At 39.5% G+C, this 24650-nt stretch carries 21 protein-coding genes and 1 other annotated feature; of the genes, 7 read left to right on the forward strand and 14 right to left on the reverse strand.

The genetic code is table 11. From position 1 onward, the window contains the following. Positions 1-93: 93 nt before the first annotated feature. Positions 94-301 (forward strand) — a binding site (T-box leader). Positions 302-358: 57 nt separating this feature from the next. From R6U77_RS02605 to trpA, 5 genes are read left to right on the forward strand one after another with little or no spacing between them, the layout of a single operon-like run. Further along, positions 359-1132: a metal ABC transporter ATP-binding protein gene (locus R6U77_RS02605; protein ID WP_319837312.1), complete on the forward strand. Its 774-nt coding sequence runs from the start codon at positions 359-361 to the stop codon at positions 1130-1132. A gap of 5 nt (positions 1133-1137) precedes the next feature. Next, positions 1138-2166, forward strand: a complete 1029-nt coding sequence (trpD, locus tag R6U77_RS02610) for an anthranilate phosphoribosyltransferase (RefSeq protein ID WP_319837313.1) — start codon at positions 1138-1140, stop codon at positions 2164-2166. Continuing rightward, positions 2163-3539, forward strand: a complete 1377-nt coding sequence (gene trpCF, locus R6U77_RS02615) for a bifunctional indole-3-glycerol-phosphate synthase TrpC/phosphoribosylanthranilate isomerase TrpF (RefSeq protein WP_319837314.1) — start codon at positions 2163-2165, stop codon at positions 3537-3539. The genes trpD and trpCF overlap by 4 nt, the downstream gene beginning before the upstream one ends. Next, on the forward strand, positions 3536-4723 hold the full coding sequence (gene trpB / locus R6U77_RS02620) for a tryptophan synthase subunit beta (protein WP_319837315.1): 1188 nt from the start codon (positions 3536-3538) through the stop codon (positions 4721-4723). Before trpCF ends, trpB begins: the two co-directional genes overlap by 4 nt. Further along, a complete protein-coding gene (gene trpA / locus R6U77_RS02625; RefSeq protein ID WP_319837316.1) occupies positions 4720-5484 on the forward strand; it encodes a tryptophan synthase subunit alpha in 765 nt (254 codons plus the stop codon). Before trpB ends, trpA begins: the two co-directional genes overlap by 4 nt. A 48-nt stretch (positions 5485-5532) precedes the next feature. Here the strand turns inward: trpA and R6U77_RS02630 are convergent, their stop codons facing one another. Continuing rightward, entirely contained in the window at positions 5533-6459 is a 927-nt protein-coding gene (locus R6U77_RS02630) for an L-threonine 3-dehydrogenase (RefSeq protein WP_319837317.1), read from the reverse strand. A gap of 230 nt (positions 6460-6689) precedes the next feature. Further along, complete coding sequence (locus R6U77_RS02635) at positions 6690-7481, reverse strand: carbon-nitrogen family hydrolase (RefSeq protein WP_319837318.1); 792 nt, start codon at positions 7479-7481, stop codon at positions 6690-6692. 78 nt (positions 7482-7559) lie between these two features. Here R6U77_RS02635 and R6U77_RS02640 point away from each other — a divergent pair, with 78 nt between their 5' ends. Together R6U77_RS02640 and R6U77_RS02645 are read left to right on the forward strand one after the other, a co-directional pair. Further along, the gene (locus tag R6U77_RS02640) at positions 7560-8723 is read left to right on the forward strand and encodes a pyridoxal phosphate-dependent aminotransferase (protein WP_319837319.1); all 1164 of its coding nucleotides are present in this window, start codon (positions 7560-7562) and stop codon (positions 8721-8723) included. After that, on the forward strand, positions 8683-9333 hold the full coding sequence (locus R6U77_RS02645; protein WP_319837320.1) for a hypothetical protein: 651 nt from the start codon (positions 8683-8685) through the stop codon (positions 9331-9333). The genes R6U77_RS02640 and R6U77_RS02645 overlap by 41 nt, the downstream gene beginning before the upstream one ends. A 5-nt stretch (positions 9334-9338) precedes the next feature. On the opposite strand, the gene R6U77_RS02650 is transcribed toward R6U77_RS02645, so the two are convergent. The 12 genes from R6U77_RS02650 to R6U77_RS02705 form a co-directional block, all read right to left on the reverse strand. Continuing rightward, positions 9339-11084 (reverse strand): polysaccharide deacetylase family protein, encoded by a 1746-nt coding sequence (locus R6U77_RS02650; RefSeq protein WP_319837321.1) that lies wholly within the window; start codon positions 11082-11084, stop codon positions 9339-9341. Further along, the gene (locus tag R6U77_RS02655; protein WP_319837322.1) at positions 11077-12930 is read right to left on the reverse strand and encodes a glycosyltransferase; all 1854 of its coding nucleotides are present in this window, start codon (positions 12928-12930) and stop codon (positions 11077-11079) included. The genes R6U77_RS02650 and R6U77_RS02655 overlap by 8 nt, the downstream gene beginning before the upstream one ends. Further along, on the reverse strand, positions 12930-14360 hold the full coding sequence (locus R6U77_RS02660; RefSeq protein ID WP_319837323.1) for a polysaccharide deacetylase family protein: 1431 nt from the start codon (positions 14358-14360) through the stop codon (positions 12930-12932). Before R6U77_RS02660 ends, R6U77_RS02655 begins: the two co-directional genes overlap by 1 nt. A gap of 12 nt (positions 14361-14372) precedes the next feature. After that, a complete protein-coding gene (locus R6U77_RS02665) occupies positions 14373-15677 on the reverse strand; it encodes a nucleotide sugar dehydrogenase (RefSeq protein ID WP_319837324.1) in 1305 nt (434 codons plus the stop codon). Positions 15678-16078: 401 nt separating this feature from the next. Beyond that, entirely contained in the window at positions 16079-17077 is a 999-nt protein-coding gene (locus R6U77_RS02670; protein ID WP_319837325.1) for a cellulose biosynthesis cyclic di-GMP-binding regulatory protein BcsB, read from the reverse strand. A gap of 2 nt (positions 17078-17079) precedes the next feature. After that, positions 17080-18111 (reverse strand): cellulose biosynthesis cyclic di-GMP-binding regulatory protein BcsB, encoded by a 1032-nt coding sequence (locus R6U77_RS02675; RefSeq protein WP_319837326.1) that lies wholly within the window; start codon positions 18109-18111, stop codon positions 17080-17082. Positions 18112-18126: 15 nt separating this feature from the next. Next, complete coding sequence (locus tag R6U77_RS02680) at positions 18127-19386, reverse strand: glycosyltransferase family 2 protein (RefSeq protein WP_319837327.1); 1260 nt, start codon at positions 19384-19386, stop codon at positions 18127-18129. Then, positions 19379-20707 carry a hypothetical protein gene (locus R6U77_RS02685; protein WP_319837328.1) on the reverse strand — a complete coding sequence of 443 codons (1329 nt, stop codon included), beginning with the start codon at positions 20705-20707 and terminating at the stop codon, positions 19379-19381. The genes R6U77_RS02680 and R6U77_RS02685 overlap by 8 nt, the downstream gene beginning before the upstream one ends. An 88-nt stretch (positions 20708-20795) precedes the next feature. After that, the gene (locus R6U77_RS02690) at positions 20796-21653 is read right to left on the reverse strand and encodes a diguanylate cyclase domain-containing protein (RefSeq protein WP_319837329.1); all 858 of its coding nucleotides are present in this window, start codon (positions 21651-21653) and stop codon (positions 20796-20798) included. Beyond that, on the reverse strand, positions 21628-22689 hold the full coding sequence (locus R6U77_RS02695) for a hypothetical protein (RefSeq protein ID WP_319837330.1): 1062 nt from the start codon (positions 22687-22689) through the stop codon (positions 21628-21630). Before R6U77_RS02695 ends, R6U77_RS02690 begins: the two co-directional genes overlap by 26 nt. A 105-nt stretch (positions 22690-22794) precedes the next feature. Beyond that, positions 22795-23985 (reverse strand): glycine C-acetyltransferase, encoded by a 1191-nt coding sequence (locus R6U77_RS02700; RefSeq protein ID WP_319837331.1) that lies wholly within the window; start codon positions 23983-23985, stop codon positions 22795-22797. A 29-nt stretch (positions 23986-24014) separates the two neighbouring features. Continuing rightward, positions 24015-24641, reverse strand: coding sequence for a YczE/YyaS/YitT family protein (locus tag R6U77_RS02705; RefSeq protein WP_319837332.1), 627 nt, complete (start codon positions 24639-24641; stop codon positions 24015-24017). Positions 24642-24650: the final 9 nt, after the last annotated feature.

Genomic DNA, 24650 nt, shown 5'->3' on the forward strand with positions numbered 1-24650 from the left:
CCTTTTACAATGACACTACATCTTTGTTCGGGTATGGTAGCAGGTTGCGGGAGCGCGACCACCAAGAGACGAGATGAGTAGAGTTTGAGCTGAGAAAAATTGATGACTAAGAATAGTAGCTATTGTTTTATGTGAGAGAGAGTGCATGTTGGGTGGAAATGCACCATAAACAGTAGTGAATGGGCCTTAGGAGAGCTGTCGGCTTTTTTGTCGATGGACGGATTCCCTACGTTATAAGGGCATGAGTGGAAGCAAATAGGCTTCAAGCTGAGGTGGCAACGCGGTATTTATCGTCCTCTACAAAAGGAACAATTCCTTTTGTAGAGGACTTTTTTTATTTTAAAAGGAGGAAAATGAAATGCAAAAAACTTCACGTACGACGATTCGCAAAGTAAATGGAGATTGTTTAACGCCAATTGTACTTTTTAATAGACTGCAAGGAACGCAAAAGTTTTTATTGGAAAGCGCCACAAAGCATGAAACAACTGGGCGCTACTCCTTTATTGGAGCAAACCCACGCAAGACATATAAAGGCAAAGGAGATACGCTACAGGAAATTAGCCATGTCACATATAGCCATCATGGCGACTTAATTCAATCGCTCAAGCAAATGATGCCACGTATTTCACAGCATACAGAATACCCTTTTATGGGTGGGGCAATCGGCTATATCCATGAAGATGAGATACTGTTTCAAGTATATGATACGGTCATTATTTTTGATCATATAACTGACGAGCTTGCTATCGTGCATACAAATATTGAAATCGAGCAGCAAACACCTAATTTAGATGCACTAATTGAGCAATTGATGAATGGAACTACAGCAGACGCTCAGAACAAGGCTTTTGCGGATTACCGCAAATTCCGATTAGAGCAAAGAGCTTCCTATTTATATTATGTAGAATTTGCGAATAGCACTCTTATTGGCTCTTCAGCAAGTAGCACAATTAAGGTAAAAGATGGCGTGATTACGACAGCAATTCCAACGGTAAACGAATGGGCACAGAATGGGCAGCTCCCCCCTTCTGCCCATTCAATCGACGCATTAGCAGAAGCAGTAAAAAGCGTGCCAGCAATGTTAGGCTATATCGGTTTTAATGGACAAATTGATTTTACGGTGGAGGGATAAGTCATATGTCATTACAACAATACACGGCGCAAATTAATCATCATGAAAGCTTACCACTTGAAGAAATGAAGGCGGCAGCAGCGCTTATTTTCAATGAGACAACTCCTGCTCAAGATATCGCTGACTTTTTAATTGGCTTAAGCAAGAAAGGGGAAACGGCGGAAGAGGTAGCAGGTCTTGCAATCATTATGCGTGATAATGCACTGAAAATTGATGTACCAGAAGGAATTTATATGGATAACTGTGGTACAGGCGGTGATGGTCTACAAAGCTTTAATATTAGCACAACGACCGCTTTTGTCCTCGCTGGTGGGGGCTTGCTTGTTGCCAAGCATGGCAATCGCAAAATATCGAGCGCTGCTGGCAGTTCTGACGTTTTAGAGGCATTGCAAATTCGTTTGCTCCCTTCTGTTGAGGAAACTTCCGAATTACTTGAGCAGCATGGCATCGCTTTTTTACATGCACCTAATATGCATCCGAAATTAAAGCGTATCAGTGAAATCCGTCGTTCTATTGGCAAACCAACGATTTTTAATTTAGTTGGGCCTTTGACGAACCCTGTCCCTTTAAAGACGCAATTTGTCGGCATTAATCGTCCGCATTTTACGACAGATTATGCACAGGTTTTGCATATGCTAGGTCGAGAGCGAGCAATTGTTGTTTCGGGCACACAGGGAATGGACGAAGCTTCACTAGAGGGAGAAAACACGCTTGCATTGCTTGACCGAGGTGATATTATCCCATTTAAATTACGCGCTGAAGATGTTGGTTTACGTACTATGCCTTTATCTGCAATTCGAGGTGGAGATGCACGGGAAAATGCAAAAATTTTGCTCGATTTATTAAATGGTCAGCAAAGTGCTTACTTAGATACTGTGTTACTTAATGCCGGCATCGGCTTCTTTGCATATGGATCCGCACTATCAATTAAAGAAGGTATTGAAATGGCTAGGGATAGCATTTTTTCAGGTCGTGCTTTAGAAAAGCTACAGGCTGTCGTTGCCTATTCACAGCACAAGGAGGGTGTCCAATGACCATTTTAACGAAAATTATTGACCATAAAAAAACAGAATTAGATAGCTTACGTGCAACAGAGCCTAATTTTATCGCAACGGCAAAGCGCCCTTCTCTTTATGAACAGCTGCGTCAAACAACGACTGTACAGGTTATTGCTGAAATGAAACGTGCCTCCCCCTCAAAGGGCGATATTGCGACACATGTTGAGCCCGTTGAGCAAGCAAAGACTTATGCAGCTGCAGGTGCTGCTTGTATTTCTGTTTTGACAGAAAGTAAATTTTTCAAAGGCTCTTTCGCTGATTTAAATGCTGTGGCACGAGCTGTTGATATTCCTTTATTGTGCAAGGATTTTATCATTGATCCAGTGCAAATCGATTATGCAAAGGCTGCTGGGGCATCAGTTATTTTGCTTATTGTAGCGGCTTTAACGGATGAGGAGCTCGCTTCGTTATATGCTTATGCAACGTCTTTAGGGCTTGATGTTTTAGTAGAGGTACATGATGTTGAAGAACTAGCACGCGCATTAAAAATCAACCCGAAAATTGTCGGTGTTAATAACCGCAATTTAAAAACATTTGAGGTAGACTTAGCGCAAACAGCAGAGGTAGCGCAGCATTTAACAAATAACGACATCGTCTTTATTAGTGAAAGTGGTATTTGGGGACCTGAGGATGTAGAGGTAGTAGCAAAGGCTGGTGCACGTGCTGTGCTCGTTGGCGAGTCCCTTATGCGTAGCGACGATGTAGTAGCAGATTTACAAGCATTGCAAATTCCATTAACAAAGGTCAAAGTTTGTGGCTTAAAAACATCTGAGCATGTTGAAGCAGCAGTGCAAGCAGGCGCAGATTTCATCGGCTTTGTTTTCGCACCAAGCAAACGCCGCATTTCAGTGGAGGAGGCAATTGAACTTGCTAAATTGATCCCTGCTAACGTGAAAAAGGTTGGTGTATTCGTTAATGAAGATGTAGAAACAATTCGTGCTATTGCTAAGACAGTTCCACTTGATTACATTCAATATCATGGCGATGAAACGAATGACTTTATTCAGCAAGTTGGCTTACCTGCATTAAAGGCATTTTCGGTACGTGATGCAGAGGATGTAAAAAAGGCAGCAGCTTTTAATGTAGATTATTACTTATTCGATGCACCAGGCACAGATTTCCGTGGTGGTAGCGGGCATACATTCGATTGGTCTTTGGTAGAGGAAGCAAATATTCCAAGCTCAAAGGTAATTGTTGCAGGTGGTTTAACGGTAGCTAATGTTGCAGAGGCCGTTCAATTTGTTCATCCCGCAGCAGTCGATGTATCAAGCGGTGTAGAACGAGATGGTATAAAAGATTCCACATTAATTCAAGCATTTATTCGCAATGCGAAAGGAGCTAAACAATGACAACTGTAAAAGGACGTTTCGGTGAATACGGTGGACAATTTGTGCCTGAAACATTGATGACTCCACTTTTGGAGCTGGAGCAAGCTTATGAGGAAGCAACAAATGACTCTGAATTTTCAGCGCAATTTCAATATTATTTGCAGCAATATGTAGGGCGTGAAACACCTCTTTATTTCGCAGAGCGCCTAACAGCTAAATGTGGTGGTGCAAAAATTTATTTAAAGCGTGAAGATTTAAATCATACAGGGGCACATAAAATTAATAACGCCATTGGGCAAGCATTGCTAGCAAAGCGTATGGGTAAAAAGAAAATCGTAGCTGAAACTGGGGCAGGACAGCACGGTGTCGCAACAGCGACAGCCTGCGCATTGCTCGATTTAGAATGCATTGTTTATATGGGGGCAGAGGATGTGAAGCGTCAAGCATTGAACGTCTTCCGTATGGAATTACTTGGCGCAAAAGTTATTGCAGTTGAAAAAGGCTCTGCTACATTAAAGGATGCGGTAAATGAAGCTTTACGTCATTGGGTAACACATGTGGAGGATACACATTATATTTTAGGCTCAGCGCTTGGACCACACCCCTTCCCTACCATTGTACGCGATTTCCAACGTGTCATCGGTGATGAAACACGTGCACAAATTGTGGCACAGGAAGGGCGCTTACCAGACAGCGTTATCGCTTGTATTGGTGGTGGCAGTAATGCAATCGGCATGTTTTATCCATTTATCGAGGATGAAAATGTGCAATTAATTGGGGTTGAGGCTGCTGGTGCAGGTCTTGCAACAGGCAAGCATGCGGCAGCGATTTACGGCGCACAAAAAGGCGTGCTACATGGCGCATATATGTACTTATTGCAGGATGAAAACGGCTTTGTACAGGAGGCACACTCCATTTCAGCTGGGCTTGATTATCCAGGCGTCGGACCTGAGCATTGTTATTTGAGCGATATTGGTCGCGCACTTTATGAAAGTGTAACAGATGTGGAGGCTTTAGAAGGCGTCAAGTTGCTTGCTGAAACAGAGGGCATTTTACCCGCTTTAGAAAGTGCCCATGCTATTTACTACGCAGCACAGCTTGCGAAATCGAAGACGGCAGATGAAATCATTGTCGTTTGTTTATCAGGTCGTGGCGATAAAGATGTGCATACATTAATTGATACAATTGGAGGGACAGAGGCATGATTCAACAAGCGATTGAGCAAGTTTTAGCACATGGTGACCGTGCGTTCGTCCCATATATTATGGCTGGAGATGGCGGCTTAGAAGCTTTAAAAACGACCATTTTGCGCTTACAGGAAATCGGTGTAACAGCCATTGAAGTAGGCATCCCTTTTACAGACCCTGTAGCGGATGGATCGACGATTGAGCTTGCAGGACAGCGTGCATTGCAAAATGGCACTACATTAAAATCAGTCTTAGCTACACTAGCGAGCTTTGCTGAGGAAATTACTGTGCCACTTGTTGCGATGACCTATTTAAATCCTATTTTAGCGTACGGGGCAGCAACATTCGCTCGTGATGCAAAGCAAGCAGGTATTTATGGTGTCATTATTCCGGATATGCCGTTGGAGGAGCGTGACATTATTTATAGTGCACTACAGCAAGAGGAAATTGCGTTAATTCAGCTCATTTCTTTAACAAGCCCTGCGGAACGTATTGAAAAATTAGCTGCGGCGAGTGAAGGCTTTATTTATGCGGTCACAGTTAACGGCATTACAGGCGCACGCAGCAATTTTGCAAATGAGCTAGAAGCCCATTTTGCTAAATTGAAAGCGGCAAGCACTATCCCTGTATTAGCCGGCTTCGGCATTTCTACACCTGAGCACGTCAAAAAATTCGCCAGCTTTAGCGATGGCGTCATTGTTGGCAGTAAGATTGTTGATGCTCTTACAAATAATGATTGGACAACAATTGAAGCGTTAGTTGAGGCTTCGAAAAAGTAACTAGCATGTAGAAAAAGCTCTGAAATTTTCTTCAGAGCTTTTTCTCATTTACTTTTTCAATTTATCTAACATATCCACCGTCATTGATGCAAGATCATACTTTGCATTGAAGCCCCATTCCGCCTTTGCCGCAGAGGAATCAATCGCATTTGGCCAGCTATCTGCAATCGCTTGACGTACAGGGTCTACATCATACTCCATCGCAAAGCTTGGAATATGCTTCTTGATTTCTGCAGCAATTTGTGAAGGTTCAAAGCTCATTGCTGAAATATTGAATGCATTACGGTGCACTAATTTAGAACCGTCTGCCTCCATTAAATCAACAATTGCTTGCAATGCATCTGGCATATACATCATATCCATGTACGTGCCTTCTGCAATATAAGATGTATATTTCCCTTCTTCAATCGCCTTATAGTAAATATCAACCGCATAATCTGTTGTGCCCCCACCTGGTGGTGTCGCATAAGAAATTAAGCCTGGGAAACGAACACCGCGTGTATCTAAGCCGAATCTTGTGAAATAGTAATCACATAGCAATTCACCCGCTACTTTGTTGACACCATACATCGTTGTTGGGCGCTGTAATGTATCCTGCGGCGTATTATCTTTTGGTGTCGATGGACCAAACGCACCGATCGAGCTTGGCGTGAAAAATTGCAAATTCAGCTCACGTGATACTTCCAATGCATTCATTAAGCCACCCATGTTTAAGTTCCAAGCAAACAGAGGGTTCTTCTCTGCTGTTGCTGATAACAATGCTGCCATATGAATCATTGTGTCCGCACCAAACTCCTTGGCAAGCTCATGCATGCGCTTACCATCTGTTACATCTAATATTTCAAATGGACCATCCTGCTGCGCTGCGCGAATATCCGTCGCTAAAACGGCATCTGTTCCATAAATTGTACGTAATTTCCCCACTAACTCTGAACCAATTTGACCAAGTGCACCTGTGACAATAATTTTTTTCATTCCCGTACCCTCCTGTGGCGTTATACATTTGTACACTGTAAAAATACAACAAAACACTGATATACAGCGTTTATTTTGTCCTTTTGCTGAAATTAATTATAAAATGTTCTTTTCAAAAACACAATCATTAATTTTATTTATCGTTGAAAATACTATTAAATAGATAACTTAAAAGTTATGAGTACTTTCTACATACAAAAACAAAAAACTAGCCAGAAATTGACTTCTGGCTAGTTTTTCACTACTTCTTCATATAAATTTGGTCGGCGGTCATCGTAAACTGGTATACGTGTGCGTACTTCATCTACAATGGCGAAATCAACATCGATAATGGCAAGCTCCTCATCAGCTGCACCTGTCCACAGCACCTCGCCCCAAGGCTGGATAATCATTGATTGTCCATTGAAGTTTTCTACTTTACGCGAAATTCGGTTGACCGCAATAACAAAGCATTGGTTCTCAATTGCTCGTGCTTGCAGCAACGTTTTCCAATGGTCAATACGCGGCGTAGGCCACTGCGCTGGCACAAATAGCACTTTTGCGCCTTGCAACGCATGGGAGCGTAGCCATTCTGGGAAACGAATATCGTAGCAAATGACACCCCCTGCCTCAACATCTCCTAAAGCAAAGCGGTTCATTTTATCCCCTGCCTGCAAATATAAATGCTCGTCCATTAGACGGAATAAATGCGCTTTGCTATATTCGCCAACAAGCTCGCCCTCCTTATTCAATGTATACATCGTATTAAAAAATTTTTCGCCAACACGGATAGCGACTGAACCTCCAACAATATGGACAGCTAGCTCCTTCGCTAATTTACTTAAAAACGCTTGCGTACGCTCGCCGTTTTCATCTGCTAGCTCTGGCAACTTTTCAAGTGCATAGCCCGTATTCCACATTTCAGGTAAGACGATAATTTCAGCGCCACCTTGTGCAGCCTGACGAATAAATTGTTCCGCTCGTTCAAAGTTTTCATCTACTTTGCCAAAGCCGACATTTAATTGAATACATCCGATTTTCATAGCTTCACTTCCTATATAGACATTTTTTCAAAAAAGCTTTACCATATTTTTATTATATTCAGAAAACGAGGGGATTGCATGGAATTTTCAAAAAAACTACAGCAGTTACCGCCTCAATTTTTTGCTTCGCTTGTGCAAAAGGTTAACGCGGCTATCGCTGAAGGGCGCGATATCATTAATTTAGGACAAGGTAATCCTGATCAGCCAACACCTATACATATTATTGAGGCATTGCAGCAAGCTGCTGAAAACCCAGTGACGCATAAATATCCACCCTTTCGTGGCATTGCGGAGCTACGTGAGGCAGCAGCAGCGTTTTACATGCGTGAATATGGTGTATCTATCGACCCACAAACAGAGGTCGCAATTGTTGGTGGTACAAAAATTGGGCTTGTTGAGCTACCACTTGCCATCATGAATCCTGGTGATTTAATGCTGCTACCTGATCCAGGCTATCCAGATTACTTATCAGGTGTAGCGCTTGCGGATGTGCAATTTGCCACAATGCCGCTACAAGCAGAGAATCATTTTTTGCCTAATTATGATTTATTAAGCGATGACATTAAAGCACGAGCAAAGCTTCTCTACCTTAACTATCCTAACAATCCAACAGGGGCGATGGCAACTTATGACTTCTTTCAGGAAACGGTTGCCTTTGCTAAAAAGCATCAAATTGCTGTTGCACATGACTTCGCCTATGGTGCTATTGGTTTTGATGGCAAAAAGCCAATTAGCTTTTTACAAATAGAGGGAGCTAAAGAGGTTGGTATTGAATTTTATACATTATCAAAAACATTTAATATGGCAGGCTGGCGTGTTGGCTTTGCGGTAGGTAATGCCAAAATAATTGAGGCGATTGAATTGCTACAGGATCATTTATTTTGTAGCCTCTTCCCAGCAGTTCAACATGCAGCAGCACATGCGCTCAATATGGAGCAAACCGTTGTTGGAGAGTTGCGAGCAGCTTATGAAAGCAGGCGCAATGTATTAATTGAGGAGGCAGCAAAAATCGGCTGGCAAGTGAAGGCACCTGCGGGTTCATTTTTTGCATGGCTTCCTGTGCCTGAAGGCTATACAAGTGAGCAATTTACCGATTTGCTATTAAATGAGGCGGATGTTGCTGTTGCCAATGGTCGAGGCTTTGGGGAATTCGGGGAAGGCTATGTGCGTGTTGGGCTTTTAGTTGAGGAGGAGCGCTTACGTGAAGCGATGCAACGCATTGCCGCACTTCATATTTTTTAAAATTAAAGACTGTTTGAAAGGAATAGCTTTTCAAACAGCCTTCATCTACAAGAACTATTATTTATGTCATAGCAACAATAAATGCGTCCTAGAGAGGTTTAAAATTTTGTGCTGTGGAGGTTTTGATTTATTTGCGGGTTTCTCGTTTTATTTGCGCTTTCTCAGATTTATTTGCGACTTTCTCGTTTTATTTGCGCTTTCTCCGGTTTATTGGCGAGTTTCTCAATTTATTTGCGACTTCCCCGGTTTATTGGCGAGTTTCTCAATTTATTTGCGACTTCCCCGGTTTATTGGCGAGTTTCTCAATTTATTTGCGACTTCCCCGGTTTATTGGCGACTTTCTCGTTTTATTTGCGACTTCCCCAGTTTATTGGCGACTTTCTCGTTTTATTTGCGACTTCCCCGGTTTATTGGCGACTTTCTCGTTTTATTTGCGACTTCCCCAGTTTATTGGCGACTTTCTCGTTTTATTTGCGACTTCCCCAGTTTATTGGCGAGTTTCTCGTTTTATTTGCGACTTCCCCAGTTTATTGGCGAGTTTCTCGTTTTATTTGCGACTTCCCCGATTTCTTTAGTTACTCCATTCAAAATGAACGATGCACATAGCTAACACTATTAAAACGTTTCAATGAAGAAATCTACGACACCATTAAACCATGTGGAAACATTATGCTCAGCCTTTGCCATTTTAGTATATTGATTTGAGAAAAGAACTTTTCCTGCTTTATCTGTTATTTCAATGTCCTCCACCACTGTATCGTATATATCATCTGCATATTGCTCATGCGATGTATCCTTTTTAGAATAAGCTGCACCGAAGCCAATTTGTGTACTTTGAATCGCCTCATTCATTGCAATTGTTGCTATAGGCTCATTATCGACTACTAATTGCAGCTCCCCTTGCCCTACCTGTAGCTCAAAATGGCGGCGGTTTTTTAAATTGCGAGGATATTCCTCCTCATCAATACGAGAGCCTTTTTGTGTATCATAATAAGAATATACTGTCGCCTTATTAAAGGCATAATCCTCACCGTTCCACTCTATTTTCTTCAGCGGATAACGTTGCACCTCAGCCTCTGTTTGATTCGGCTGCTTTTCTAATACAACCATCTCGTTGTCCTTCAGCATAATACGCATATAGCTCTCATCGTCCGCCTTCACATAAAGCGATTGCTCACCAACAACATTGCCATAAAAATCGAACTCTAGCTGATAAGTAGTAGGTAGCTCTTGCTTTAAAAATAATGTCGCTTGTGCAGAGGGCTCTGACGTTAAAATAAGTTGATTATCTAAAAATTCTGCTGCGCCATTTGCTAAAATCCACTGCTTTGCAAGCTTCTCGTCACCGATAGCAAACTCTACATTTTGCTTGCTCGATTGTTGAATTTTCATCATTAAATGGTTGGTTGGCCAATAGGGGGAAACCTGCAATCGACTCAAATTATAAATATCAGCATCCGCCTCGTTATAAGCATCTAGCTCTAAATTAAAATGCATTTTGTATAGCTCTTTAATATGTTGATCATTCGCCTTTTCAACGAGTGAATCCATATTATTATACAGCGCATTTGCATGCATAATCGCATATGCTTGTGGTACTTCTCCAAGCGTCTCTGTATAAATATCACGCATTAGCCCATAATCCTCTGCAATACGCTGTTCTAGCTCCGCTCGTGTTTCTGTCGGAATCATATACTCATCACGAATAAAATCCATTAAATAATGGTTATAGTACTCAATTGTCATTTTGTCGGGCACATCGTTTTCATCTATCATGCCTAATGACTTCCCTTCATCATTAAAAACATTAATGTATGTTAGGCGATAGCCGTTTGAGCCGAGCTCCCAATAGCCGCTGTTTTGCATGAGCTTCAAATGATTAGGCTTTAAAAATTTTGTATCTTTCGTATCCATTTTATTTGCATATGTGTACATCGTTGCGCGATAGTTGAGCTTTTCCAATATTTTTTGTGCAAAAATACTTGAATCTGTACGCCCATCCTCAAACGATAAATACAAGGCCTTTTCAGGTAAGGGCTTGCCTTGCTCATAAAAATCAATAATATCCTGCTGAGAAATCGTTGTATAGCCCTGCTTCGCCAACAATGTTAATTGCTTTTCCAATTCAGCCTTTGCTACATATTTCGTTGACTCTCCTCGGCTCACACCGAAATAAGACAGAGCGATAAAGCCATCTCCATTTGATGTAGCAAAAGCTGTATCTTCATATTTGTTAAGTAAAAAGACAGCACGTATTAAAATAAAAGCTAGAAAAGCAACAATTACCGCTTGAATAATCGTTCGAATAACCTTCTTGCGCTCTTTCGATTTTTGATTTAATGCAACACCCTTTTTACTCATTTTTCTCACCTGCATTTCTAAAAGCCCATTTTTTCTTGCGACGAGCTTTTCTTTCCAATTTCTTTTCTCGCTCTAATACATCCTGTGGCGTTTCTCTCGTGCCCCATGTCGATTTCCAAAATGTGACCCAAGCAACAGGCATTTGCCATAGTAAAACAAACTCATAAAATAGCACAAAAATAAAGCCAAATGACCATAGCTTACTTCTTCTAAAATAAAGATGTGCTAAGCTCATTAGCATTGCCATTAATAATAGCCCTAACAAAAATGTTCGAGGAAAAATACTTTGCGTAATCGGCACCCATATTAAGTTATATACAACCACAACAGGTGCAGCAATTGGCACGATTAAGCCAATAATGAAGAAGAGGAACATAAACGGCTCCTTTTTCCACATAAATGTAAAAGCGCGCAATGATTCTCTTAGCCATGAACGTTTCCAGCGCATCTGCTGTGATAAAAACGACTTCGTATCAGATGGTACAATCGTTGAGCATACAGCATTATCCTGATATGTCGTACGATGCGTTTTTAAAATATAGTTCGTCATGCTACGATCATCACCAAATGTTGCTGGCTGACCGAGAAATTTTTGATTGAGCCATGCTTCTTCATTTTGTAAAACAAGGTCTTTGCGATAGCAGGAAAGCGGACCAGATAAGCATGTCACTGCATCAAACCACGACTCTGCTGCCTTCATAATGCGAAATGCAATATAATATCGAACCGTTTGGAGCTTCGTTAAGGCATTTGTAAATTTGTTTTCTACCTCAGTGCGCCCTGCTACGCCACCCATTTTTTCATCTTGAAAAGGCTGCACTAAGTTGCGAATCGCGTTTGGCTCTAAAAAACTATCAGAATCAACGAACACGACTAAATCGTGCTTTGCCATATGCACACCTGCTATTAATGCCTCACGCTTGCCACCATTTTGAGGCAATTGATGCACGATTAAACGCTCCTTCGTTTTAAAGCGCTCCCCCTCTTGATGAATGAGCTCTGCTATTTCATCCGCTTTTCGCTTCGTATCATCTGTCGAACAATCGTCAACAACAATGACCTCCAATTTATCAACTGGATAATATTGATTCATACAGCTTAAAATTGTTCGCTGAATCCACTTCTCTTCATTAAATACAGGAATAATAATGGATACAGCAGGCTCATACTGTGGGTTAATGCGAACAGTTCGATAAAACATGCCAAATACATAACGACTAATTAAAAATGCGGCCGCAATTAAACTATATAAATATAAGGATTTATTAAATTTGAAATAAATAACACTTTCCGCACGCATCAGCATTACTGTTAATGTTGCAAGCAATAATACGAGGCTTGCAACAAAAATGGATAGACCCCAGCGCTTTTTTTGCATATATTGATTCAGCGACTGTAAAAATTCACAGGCATAATAATAGCGTGTTTCTCCATCTACTTCCTTTGTAAATGTACGAATAATCTTACCCTTTAGCTTAACGTTTGCCTCATAGCCCTCAGGCATTGCACCGCCAGGAATTTTAAATGCTAATGTTAAAATTTCATCACATTCAAAAACATTTGCTGTATCTGAATAAATTAAAATCCCCGTAACAGAAATGTCCTCAGAATAAAATTTTATAGCCGATTTTAATTTTGAAACCTTTACAGGGAATCTTGTAATATAGCGTAAGCTTAATGACTGTAAGCGAAACAATTCATTAACATCCGCAACATCTACCTCAGCTTGCTGATAACTAGCCCCTCTTCGGTCTATCAGGCTACGCATATTTTCCGGGTCGGGAATATTTGATAAAATACGCCGATCCGGTCGTTTAGTCATTAACACTTCCTTTTCTATTGTCATCAATCCACACCTTCTTCTGCATATTGTTCTATCCATGTCGAGAGCTTTTCAAATGTGTAGCCTTGCTGCTGTAATTGCTCAATAACTAACGGCAATGCGTTCACTGTTTCTGTACCATCCAACACATGCATCACAATAATTTTCCCCGGTGCTACTCGCTCCATAATTCGGTTATAAATATCTTGTACAGTGTAGTCTGTTTTCCAGTCAAATGACGCAATATCATATAAAGCAATAGCCTTCATTCCTGTTGCTGTGACTACCTTTGCGGATTTTTCATCAATCACACCTTGCGCTGGCCTAAAATATAATAATGGCGATTGCTGCAAGGCATATGTTAGTGCACGATGTGTTTTTACAATATCCTCTTGAAGCTCCTCAGGCGTCATTTCAGTAATATTTCGATGATAGTAGGAGTGGCTTGCAACCTCATGCCCCTCATCTAAAATAAGCTTTGCTAAATGCGGATCCTTTTCCACACCACTTCCGATTAAAAAGAATGTGCTTTTAATGTCGTATTTGCGCAATATGTCTAGAATTTCCTTTGTTCTTTCCTCGCTTGCCCAATCATCAAAGGTTAAAGCAACTTCCTTTTTTGTTGTATTTTTTCGATAATAAATATATGGCTCTACATCTTCATAATTCGCGTTCATTTGAATGGCATCATAGCCTTCGATTTCCTCTAATTCATGCAATGTATACTGATCCTTTAACACTTCTGATAATGTCGTGAGCGTGTAGCCTCTTTCATTCGCTTTCTCTGCTAATAACGGAATCGCCTCAATCACAGCTGGGTTAATATATGTGTTCAAATGAATGACAGCACCACTACTCCAAAAACGCTCAATATATGCTACAAGGTCCTCTGCGCTTTGCATTTTTCTATCCTGTGGATTAATCGAGTATTCTATAACCGCCTTTAACCCTAGTGTAGCGGCTGCTAAACGCATGTTTTCTGTTGCATCGCCTGAGCGGCTGCGCACATATTGTGGTGTATAGTGTAAATGCTTATCAAAAATTTCATTCGCTAAAAAGATTTCTTTATATGTTTGCTCATAATCTAGCGTTGACATATTCTGAAATGTTAAGGTACCATTTTGCACTTCATGCCCTCTTGCTATAATTTCCTGTGCAAGCTCCGGCTCTTGTGCCACACGCATTCCCTCTAAAAAGAAAGTTGCTTTTATTTTATGTTTGTCTAGTTCATCTAATATTTTCATCATTGTGTCTTCGTCTGCTAAGCCGTTAAATGTAAGTCCTATTTTTGGTTCTAGGGTGTTAGATACTCGAATTACATCGCTTAGTGTTCCATCAGATGCCTCCACTTCAATTGAAGGTTCTACTGCCTGAACAGCTCCCTCTCCATTTTTTGACTGACAACCTATTAAAAATAAAATAGGCACTATACTATAAAGTAGCCATTTCTTCATAAATAACACCCCTTACAATTTATAGTAATTTTCATTTTGGAATAAGTAGTTTGTTTGACGAGTATCGAAAATAAAATTCGCATGAATATCGATTATTTCATAATCAATATTGGAATGGTTTGTTAAAATCAAAACTCCATCTGCCTGCTGAACAAGCTCAGGTGTTAATAAAACGGTAGGTATATCTGTCATAAATGGATCAACGATTTGAATGTTGCAATTCATATTTTTAAGCAATTGAATAATAGCAAGTGCAGGTGATTCGCGTACATCATCAACATTCGGCTTATATGCCACACCAATAACGACTAGCGTTGCACCTGCTAACTGCTTGTGTAGCATATTCAAATAGTTTGCTAATCGATATACGATAAATTGTGGCATTGATGCATTCACTTTATCAGCGGTATCAATTAGTGATGTGTGCACACCATATTGTTGCCCTATCCATAGTAAGTATTTAGGATCGATTGGTATGCAATGCCCGCCAACCCCTGGTCCTGGAGTGAAACGCATAAAACCATAGGGCTTTGTAGCAGCCGCATCCACAACTTCCCATATATCAATATTCATCGCATGACATACTTTGCTTAGCTCATTAATCAAAGCAATATTCACTTGGCGGAATGTGTTTTCAAGTAGCTTCTCCATTTCGGCTACTTCCGGTGTCGAAACGCAGTGTACTTGCGTTTGCAATGCATTTTCATAAAATAGCCTCGCTAGCCATGTACAGCTTGTAGTTAATCCTCCGACGACTTTTGGCGTATTTTTTACATTAAAATGTTGATTCCCCGGATCAATACGCTCAGGAGAATAAGCGATAAAGCAATCTTCCCCCACTGTATAACTATGTTGCTCAATCATTGGGTAAATAACTTCCCTTGTCGTTCCTGGATATGTTGTGCTCTCTAAAATAAGTAATGTATCTTTCGTCATATAGCGTTGTATTTGGATAACAGCGTCTTCTATATACGAAATATTCGGACTTCCGTCGACATTTAAAGGCGTTGGTACACAAATAACAATAATATCAGCTTGCTGTAATCGCTCAAATTGATTTGTTGCTATAAATCGCTCACTCTCTAATGCTGTTGCTATATCGTTAGAGAGCATATCTGAAATATAGCTTTTTCTTTGATTCAAACTATTAATTTTATCGATGTTATTATCAAAGCCAATGGTAAAAAACCCATTGTTGACAGCTTCAATTGCTAAAGGTAATCCGACATAACCGAGACCAATCACACCAACTACCGCCTGCTTCGATTGTATTTTGTCAGCAAATATAGAGTATTTACTGCCCATTTTATTATTCATAAAAATCTCCCTTCATCTCTTTTCAACTAAACATCTATCATTATTATTGAAATTAAAATAAGTAATATTTTTACTTTTATAAATATATAATGAAGACTTAATTGATATATGCAATTATATTTCAAAGTATGATTTACCTGTAAATTCCAATATAAAAAGATGCACTGTTACCGAATTGAAACTTAGCATAGCTTGCAAAGGTTAAAATTAGGTTAAAAAATCACAATTTTTCTCAAAAATCCCCTAAAATAATCCTATAGTTTCAATCATTATTAAATAGGATAAAACACATGTAATCCAAAATACCCAACCACTTTAATATTATTCAAAAGTAATATTTACTATTGAAATAAAAATGGAGTTATACGAAAGGATGATGCTCTTTCGTATAACTCCATTCATTATTCATTATTTTCTTCTATTGGATAGCGCTTTTTTCTTCTTCTTAGCAAAATGTATATAATAACAGCAATGAGCGCCATAAAGAGGGCAAAGAACATGATTATTTGCCATGAAAGATTTTCTACTTCTTTTCCTTTCCCTTCCATTACCTGTACTTGCTTCCCTGCGATTAACTGCCCTTCCTTTGTCAACATCACCGTATTTATTGGTTGATTTACTTGGCGGAGCTGCTCTAAAAAATGTGGCTTTATAGACGCTGCTTCAGCTAGTTGTAACAGCATAAACGGCTGGTTTTCCTGCCAAAAGCTTCGTGTAATAAACGCATATTGTGACATAGCCCCATATAGAAGTCCCTGATTTGAAAAATCCTCCTCTGTATGCACAATGCTATTTGTGTGCGCAGTAAGTGTTGAAAAATCTGCTAATGCCCCCACATAAATGACTGCATAGCTTTGCAAATTCTCCTCGCTAATTTCCTGCTCCTGTATTAATTTTATTTTAGCAGGTTGTCCATTCATCATTAGCGACTTATAAAGCTGAACCATCTCTCCAAAATTCGTTTCTTTATTGTTTGGTACAACAATTAATGCATTTTTATAGAAGGCGCGTGGGAAGTCCATCAATGTAAATGTAGGACTTGCTAGTTCACTTGGTATTGATAATGTGCTTGCTGAATCAATATATAACCAATAGCGCTCATTCGTTGTCTCACATGGCTCCTCCAATTGGAAGCCTGTTACTTCAAATTGAATGGCTGCCAGCTTGCTTTTGTTTAAGGTATTCGTTGACACAGGGATTGTTACCTCATATATGCCTGTAGATGCTTCTGTTAGCTTTTGCAAATCTACTGCATGTGGCACATTATTAATTGTAACAATTAACTCGGTTTCCCGTTCCATTTCCTCAGATAATGTAGCGGACTTTTTTAATAGCAGCTTTAAAGCTGCTTCTTTATCTGGCTGCAATTGTGGCAAAGCTACATAATAAGGAGAGGTCATCGTTACTTGACTTGATAATGTTTGCGTAGTAAAACCAAATTGCTCAAAGGAATTTCAGATGTTTGTAAATGGTCAAACACAGGCAGACTCTTTACTGAAAAGGTGTCTCCGACTAATTGCTTGTATAAATGCTCTGTTGTTAATAGCGAAATTCCTTGCTGTAAGCTAGCTGCCTCTTTTGCAGTGACGAATAGTGCAGGAACACTTTGCCTATTGGCTGTACTTTCAAATGCAAAAACATTTAGTGTCGCCTCCTCAGCATTGATACCTCTCAGTATTTCTTTCATATAGGGCTCTGTAAATTCATCTTGCGCACCTACTACAATGACTGCTCCTCTGACTGTTTGCACCGATGATTCTTTGACAATATGCACATCCTGCTCACTGTGCTCTGATAAATAGGCAGCGAGCTGATAAGCATTGTTTAATGTCGCTATAGATGCTTGATTTGGGATAATTAGTGTTGTTTCATTGCCTTCATAGCTAAAAAATGCAGAGGGATAATCAGCGAGTGTCCATGCTTGCGCCCCTTTATCAAATAAAGAAATAGAGGAAAGCGGGTCAATACGCAGCCAATTACCTGCATTACCTGACGCTACACAAACACCTTCTTTTACAATACCATAAAAGCTTGCCGTCACTTTATGTGTTCCTTTTGCTAAAGCTTCCTTCGGTAATTGAACGGTTACAGACTGACTCAATTTATTTTGTGTTAATGGGATTGTTTTAATGGCACTATCATCTATTTTTACTGTAAAAGAAGAGGGTGCAATTAATAGCCCAGAATGACGAATATGAAATATAACTTCATATGTTTTATCATTCAGCACATCCTCTGTTAGCGTATAATAAAAATCTCTGGATGCTTCCGTTCCTTGCAGTTCAATAGATTTAGTTACTAAGGGCTTTTTCAGTGTTTCACTTACATTCATTTGTAGCTTCTCCTCATCTATTTCAATCGTTGCTGCAGCGACCTGCTCGGAATAAAATAACAAGCTGATATATATCGCTATTAAATAAGCTATATTTTTCACTACCTTCATGACCTCCTATTTCGTCTTTTTAGCGAAACGCTCCGTTTTATACCATTGCACCTCTTGCCCTGTAATAGCTCGCTTTATTTCTAAAAAGAGCGACCACACCACTAACACAATCCACATTTGTGAATAGGTGAAATACATTAAAATAACGTAAAAGAAGTTTTTTCGATTCATCTCCGTCTTTTCAATGCTTAACGTAATCATTACCTCTCCTAAAAAAAGCAAAAATGCTAATATCCATAAAATAATTGCGATATTACCTACTGTTAAATGAATATCAACAAACAAATTGGTAATAAAAAGGGCATTAGATAAAATGACACCGAAAAAAAATAAAAAATAAGTAAAAAAGAAATAGAACAAATCAAAAATAATGCTTTTGCGTTTCAATGTCATAAACTGTGTCAAAAACTTCAATACAACATATTGGTTGCCACGCGCCCATCTCGTACGCTGCTTCCACCAAACCTTTAAATTTTCCGGCTCTTGCTCCCATGTAATTGCTTTTGGGAAAAAGCGAATATGGTAGCCCATATTATAAACACGAATCGTTAGCTCTGTATCTTCCGCAAGCGCTTTCACATCCCAGCCACCTAGCGACTCTAGCACACTGCGTCGAATCGCAAAGTTTGTTCCTGGGATTGTGGCAATTTTAAACCATTTCCAACGTCCTCCTTGTGCCATCCACTGAAAGCAAATCGTTTCAATATTAATAAAGCGTGTTAGCCACGTTTCGTCTGCATTAATAACACGAAATTTTCCTACTGTAGCAGCAGCCTTCGGGTCGTTAACAAGCCCCATCACTAAATACCAAACTGCCATCCGTTCAGGTGTATTATCTGCATCATAGACAACAACGATATCACTGTCTGAAGCCGCCAATGCTGAATTTAAGGCAGAGGATTTACCCTTCCCTTTATTCGGCTCGACTGTTTCGATGACGCGAATAAAGGGGTATTTTTCTGTAAAACGCTGTGCAATTTCTCCTGTATTATCAGAGGAATTGTCATTGATGACGATAACCTCTAGCTTGTCCTTCGGATAATATAAACGTGACATTGCACGTAACGTTTGCTCAATCACAACCGCTTCATTATGTGCGGGAATAAAGATACTTACAGTTGGAACATCCACCATCTTTTCGCTCCATTGATCAATAGGCTTTTCAAATGAGCGAAAGTGCAGGTAGCCACCCTCCATCAAAAACATGTGATAAAGTAACATCATCCAAATCAAGGTGAGCGCACAATAAAATAATATATCAGCCATTGCTTTTCCTCTCCTCAAATAATCGTTTGCGCAATGTCATGCGAAGTCTCAATGTATTCATAAAAAACAACAGAACGAACAGAGCAACCGTTATGACTAATATCCACAAGCCAAATTCAAAAGGACTGTGGTCAAAATACATTCGTAAGCGCTCAAAAATAGAAAAGGATAATTGCACATTTAGCTTGCCTTCAACGGTTTGCTCAATTACTACATTCTCTGCCTGTACGATAGAATCCAATGCTTGAAAATCAAGCCATTGCACATTTGGTCGTTGTACAAGCTTAATAAGATTTACTAAATGCGTAGCATCTGCATAGCTTGGATATTGAAAGCTGATAATAGCTCCTGGCGTTCTTAGTAGTTGGGTGATTGTTTGTTCCATTCGATAAAGTGGATTGTCTCCTGCATCAATTGCAGTTTGCACTGTATATGGGAAAATATGCTGACGGGTGTGTATGCTTCGATAAATATGGAGAGGTCTCATTTGTACTAAATGACTAAATATAGGACTATTACCATTTAGCAATGTAGGATAAATTCGATTTTGCACTAAATAGTCCAAGCTTTTTTCCACTGCTTCAGCGGGAGGTGGTGCTAATACAAAGCTTGCCTCATTCCTCTGCAAAATTTGTAAATATTTAATAAGCGGCTTATTATTCTCTAAATGAAGCAGCTCTCCATTCTCTTCATAGAAAGGAGCTATTTCCAATACGATAGGCACTTCATATTGCTTTAAAATCGTTACTAATTTTTCTAAGTGCTCAACATTTGTTTTCATATTAATATCCGATAGCACAATAAACGCCTCATGATTGCTTGGCGGATGTAGCTGCAATAATTGGCTAATGAGAGATGGCCATTCATATACAAGCTCCTTTGCAAAAAGGGCTATATATGACCAGTTACTTTTTGGCATTTCAACAACAAATGGATATTTTTGTGAAAACGAAGCGGATGTTTGCACAATTTCTGCGTCATCTGATGGCTGCACGATTTGCCAGCTAAGTGGATTGTTTAGTATCTTATCACCAATCTTCAGTAATGTCGTTTCCTCTCCAATATGCCATTCTGCAAATGGCGCTAGCTGTAACGCGCTATTTCCTATCGCAATAGCTACACCTCGGAAGTCATTCAAGGCTTGTACAGCTTTAGCAGGCATTTGAGCAGAGGAGGAATTGAAGACAATTACTCGTTCATACGATAACAACCTCTCTCTATCCACATCCTGTACAGCTAATAAATCTGTAGTCTCATATATGCTAAGCAATTCATATAAAATTTGCACATCTTCGTTTATTTCTTCATTCGCGTAAATCAAGGCAATTCCACCTTGGGGTTTCTCTGCACTGACAAGCTGAGGCAGCAGCATAACACTACTTATATAGACGATGAATAAAAGCCTATAGTTAAAGCTCATTTGTTCTCAGCTCTCTTTCTAAGCTCAATAATAGCTCTTCAAAGCTTTGTTCTACTTGAGATGTATAAACGAAGTAGCTTGTTTTATAACGCAATGTTACCCAATGCCCATTCAATAGCTGATGACTTTTCAAAGCTTGATCTAATTTTTCATACACTACATCAATAAACTGACTTGATGTATCTGTCAAAAGGAGGGCGATTTGATTGTCTCCGTAACGAAATTTTTTATCCGTTTGGCGAACTGTTTTCTGTATTTTCATCGCTAGCTGCTTCCACAAATGATGCACTTCATTCACTCCATATAGCTGCTTAAACTGCTTATAGTTTTCCAACCTTAGAAGAATAAATACAAAATTATGCTTAGAGCGGTCCGTTCTGCTCATTTCTTCTTCCACTGTTGAATACATACGTGTTTCATTATCAAACCCTGTTTCTATATCAATAGCAACAAAACGACTGACATCCCGCTCAAGATGCTGAATGTGTTGATCCTGTAATAGAAGCAGCTCCCGCACCTTTCCAGCACATAAAATAAGCAGTAATAGTAGCGCACCATAAATAAAAAATAAATATAGCGGAAAAGTAGCACTAATTGTTGAAATTGTACCAGCTATACGCATGTACAATAGAATTGTTCCACTGCAAAAAATAAGTACAAGGCTGCTAATTAAGCCAGCCACCGCACCTTTCCATATCGTTAAAATAATAATAACAATCAAAAGAATATATAATAATAATCCTTCTTCGCCTCTGTTCAACAACATAAACACAGGGATTTGCATGAGCAATAGTAGCAGTATGCCGTATACTACCAAGGATTTAGTTCCTTTTATCGTTATTCGCATCCTCCATCTCCCTCTCTGTCATTAAAGGCAGTAAATTATCAAATATATGTGTTGCCTTCGTTTTTGTATCAATATACCCTAATAGCTCATCATTTCTTAATGCATGCATTCGCTGAAAAAATTGATTCGCCATTTCTTTGTTTCCAAGTGCGAGCATATAGCTTGTAGCAAGGGCATAAACTGCTGGCGACTCAAAGGGGACGGCAGGTAAATTTGTACTTGCCTCATAACGTCCATATAGCTGACCATCTCTTTCATATAGCTTTAGCAGCCATTGTGTAAACATATCTGTCGATTCGCCCAACTGTAGCTTATTCAAAGCTGTATACAATTGATCAATCATATGCAGCTCTGTATCATACGTATATTCCTTCGCTAAAATATCATAGGATTTGGGGTAAAATCCCTCTTTCGTAGGCTGTGCATTTTGTACAATATATATTTGTTGAGCCATTTGTTCATTTGTTATAACATCGTACTGCACCATTTTCTGTAATGCATTTGGCAGTATATAACTTAACATAATAGTTGTCGCTTTATCCTTTGAATAAATATCAACAAAATCAACAAAAATTCCGTCTAGCATCCCGTACTTTGTAAGCTGCTTTCCTAGCTCCTTTGCTAAGCTAATATATTGCGCCGTATTCCATCGTTCACCAGCCTCTAATAAAACGTGAATGATGCGTAAATCATCAATAAATGCATTCACCGTCGCTTTTTTATCGCCATCCATGCGCCAAACAATCAAATCATCCGTTATAAAATACTGCTTTAACACATCTACTTGCTCCTGAAATCGCTCTCTATCTTCCTTTTCTAGCAAATAGGTTAGCCACAGTCCGACGGATTCAGATAAAAACACCTTCTTTTGCTGTTGCATATCTGTTTGCAATAGCCCATTTTTATTAATCAATTGCTCCAGCACAAATTGTTCTGTAGGTGATAGTGGAGGCATCTGTTCAACTATTTTCTCCTGTTCACAGCCAATCAATACTAAAATTGAAAAAATCAAAAACCCTTTCATTATCCGCTTCATTTAGCCGCACCTCCTTACACATAAATATGCTTTAAGCTATATACAAAAGGCTACCAAAAAAGTAGGTAGTTTATTACCTATTTTTCCGGCAGCCTTTTGTTGCGCTTATTGAATTACACCTAATTCACGACCTACTTTCGCATAAATCGCTAATGCCTCATCTAGCATTTCCTTTGTATGTGCTGCTGTTGGCATGTTACGCACACGACCAGTTCCTTTTGGTACTGTTGGGAAAACAATTGATTTTGCGTAAACGCCTTCTTCAAATAGGCGCTTTGAAAATTCTTGTGTTAATTTTTCATCACCGATAATACATGGTGTAATCGGTGTTTCAGATGCACCGATATTAAAGCCTAACTCCGATAAACCTTTTTTCAAGTAATCACCATTGTCCCACAGCTTATCATGTAGCTCTGTTGAATCGATAATCATTTGTACTGCACTTGTAATTGCTGCAACATCCGCTGGTGGCAATGCTGTTGAGAATAAAAATGGACGAGAACGCACTTTTAACCAGTCGATTAATTGCTTCTTCCCAGCTACATAGCCACCAACAACACCGATTGCCTTTGATAATGTACCGATTTGGAAGTCGATTTCATTTTCCAAGCCGAAATGCTTCACTGTGCCTTTTCCTTTACCTGTCACACCAGAGCCATGCGCATCATCCACGTAAGTAATCAAATCAAACTCTTTTGCAATTTCAACAATTTCTGGTAGCTTCGCGATATCACCATCCATTGAAAAGACACCGTCTGTAATAACCATAATTTTATTGTAAAGACCTGACTCTTTCGCTGCCTTCGCCTTCGCACGTAAGTCACCCATATCTGAATGGTTGTATGCGATAATTTTTGCCTTTGATAGACGGCAGCCATCAATAATAGAAGCATGGTTTAATTGATCTGATAAAATCGCATCATTTTTATCCATCACAGCTGAAATTGCTGCCATATTACAGTTAAAGCCTGATTGATAAGAAATTGCTGCCTCTGTTCCTTTGAACTCTGCTAGCTTTTCCTCTAACTTCACGTGCAAATCAAGCGTACCATTAATCGTACGTACAGCACCTGCACCTACGCCATATACATCAATTGTTTCCTTTGCAACTTTCTTTAATTCATCATTTGTTGCTAAACCTAAATAGTTATTTGATGATAAGTTAACTAAATTTTTGCCACGCACTTTAATAATCGGACCATTTGCGCCTTCTACAGGGTCGATTTCGTTATATAATCCTTGCTCATGCAACGCTTGTAAATTCTCTTGTAAAAATGCATCTAATATTTTTGACAAAGCACTTCATCCCTTCGTGTAATGTAAATCTATTTTAACATATTTGGCTCACCAATCAATTGCGCTAGCTGTTTTCTAAAGAAAGGCAATGCCCATTGAATAATTTGTCCAGAGCCTAGTGCAAGTATAACTGTCCCTACACCAACTGGACCACCAAGCAGCCAACCGACAGCCGCTGCAAATACTTCCATAATCGTCCTTGCTAAACGCACAGAACCGCCAAACTGTTCAACAATAATCATCATAATCGTGTCGCGTGGACCCGCTCCGACATTCGCCGAAATATATAAGGCACAGCCAATGCTCATGACAAAAAATCCTGCGATAAAATAGCACAGCTCCCATATAAAAATAGATGTTGATGGTAGCAGCCAGTTAAATAAATCAATAAAAGAACCAATTAATAGCATATTTAACCATGTTGCTATTTTCGGCCATCTTCTTAAAAATAATGAGGTGCTTACAACGATGATAAGCCCTGTCAAAATAGACCATGTACCAATCGTTAAGCCAAATTGCTTAAATAAACCAATATGTAATACATCCCACGGGCTTGTTCCTAACGCTTTCCCTTTAATCGTTAAAGAAATCCCTAATGACATGACAGTTAAACCGACAAAAAAGAATGTCCACTGCCATGCAAATTTTTTCCGCATATCATTTGC

This window comes from Lysinibacillus louembei, assembly GCF_033880585.1.
Lineage (GTDB): Bacteria > Bacillota > Bacilli > Bacillales_A > Planococcaceae > Metasolibacillus > Metasolibacillus louembei.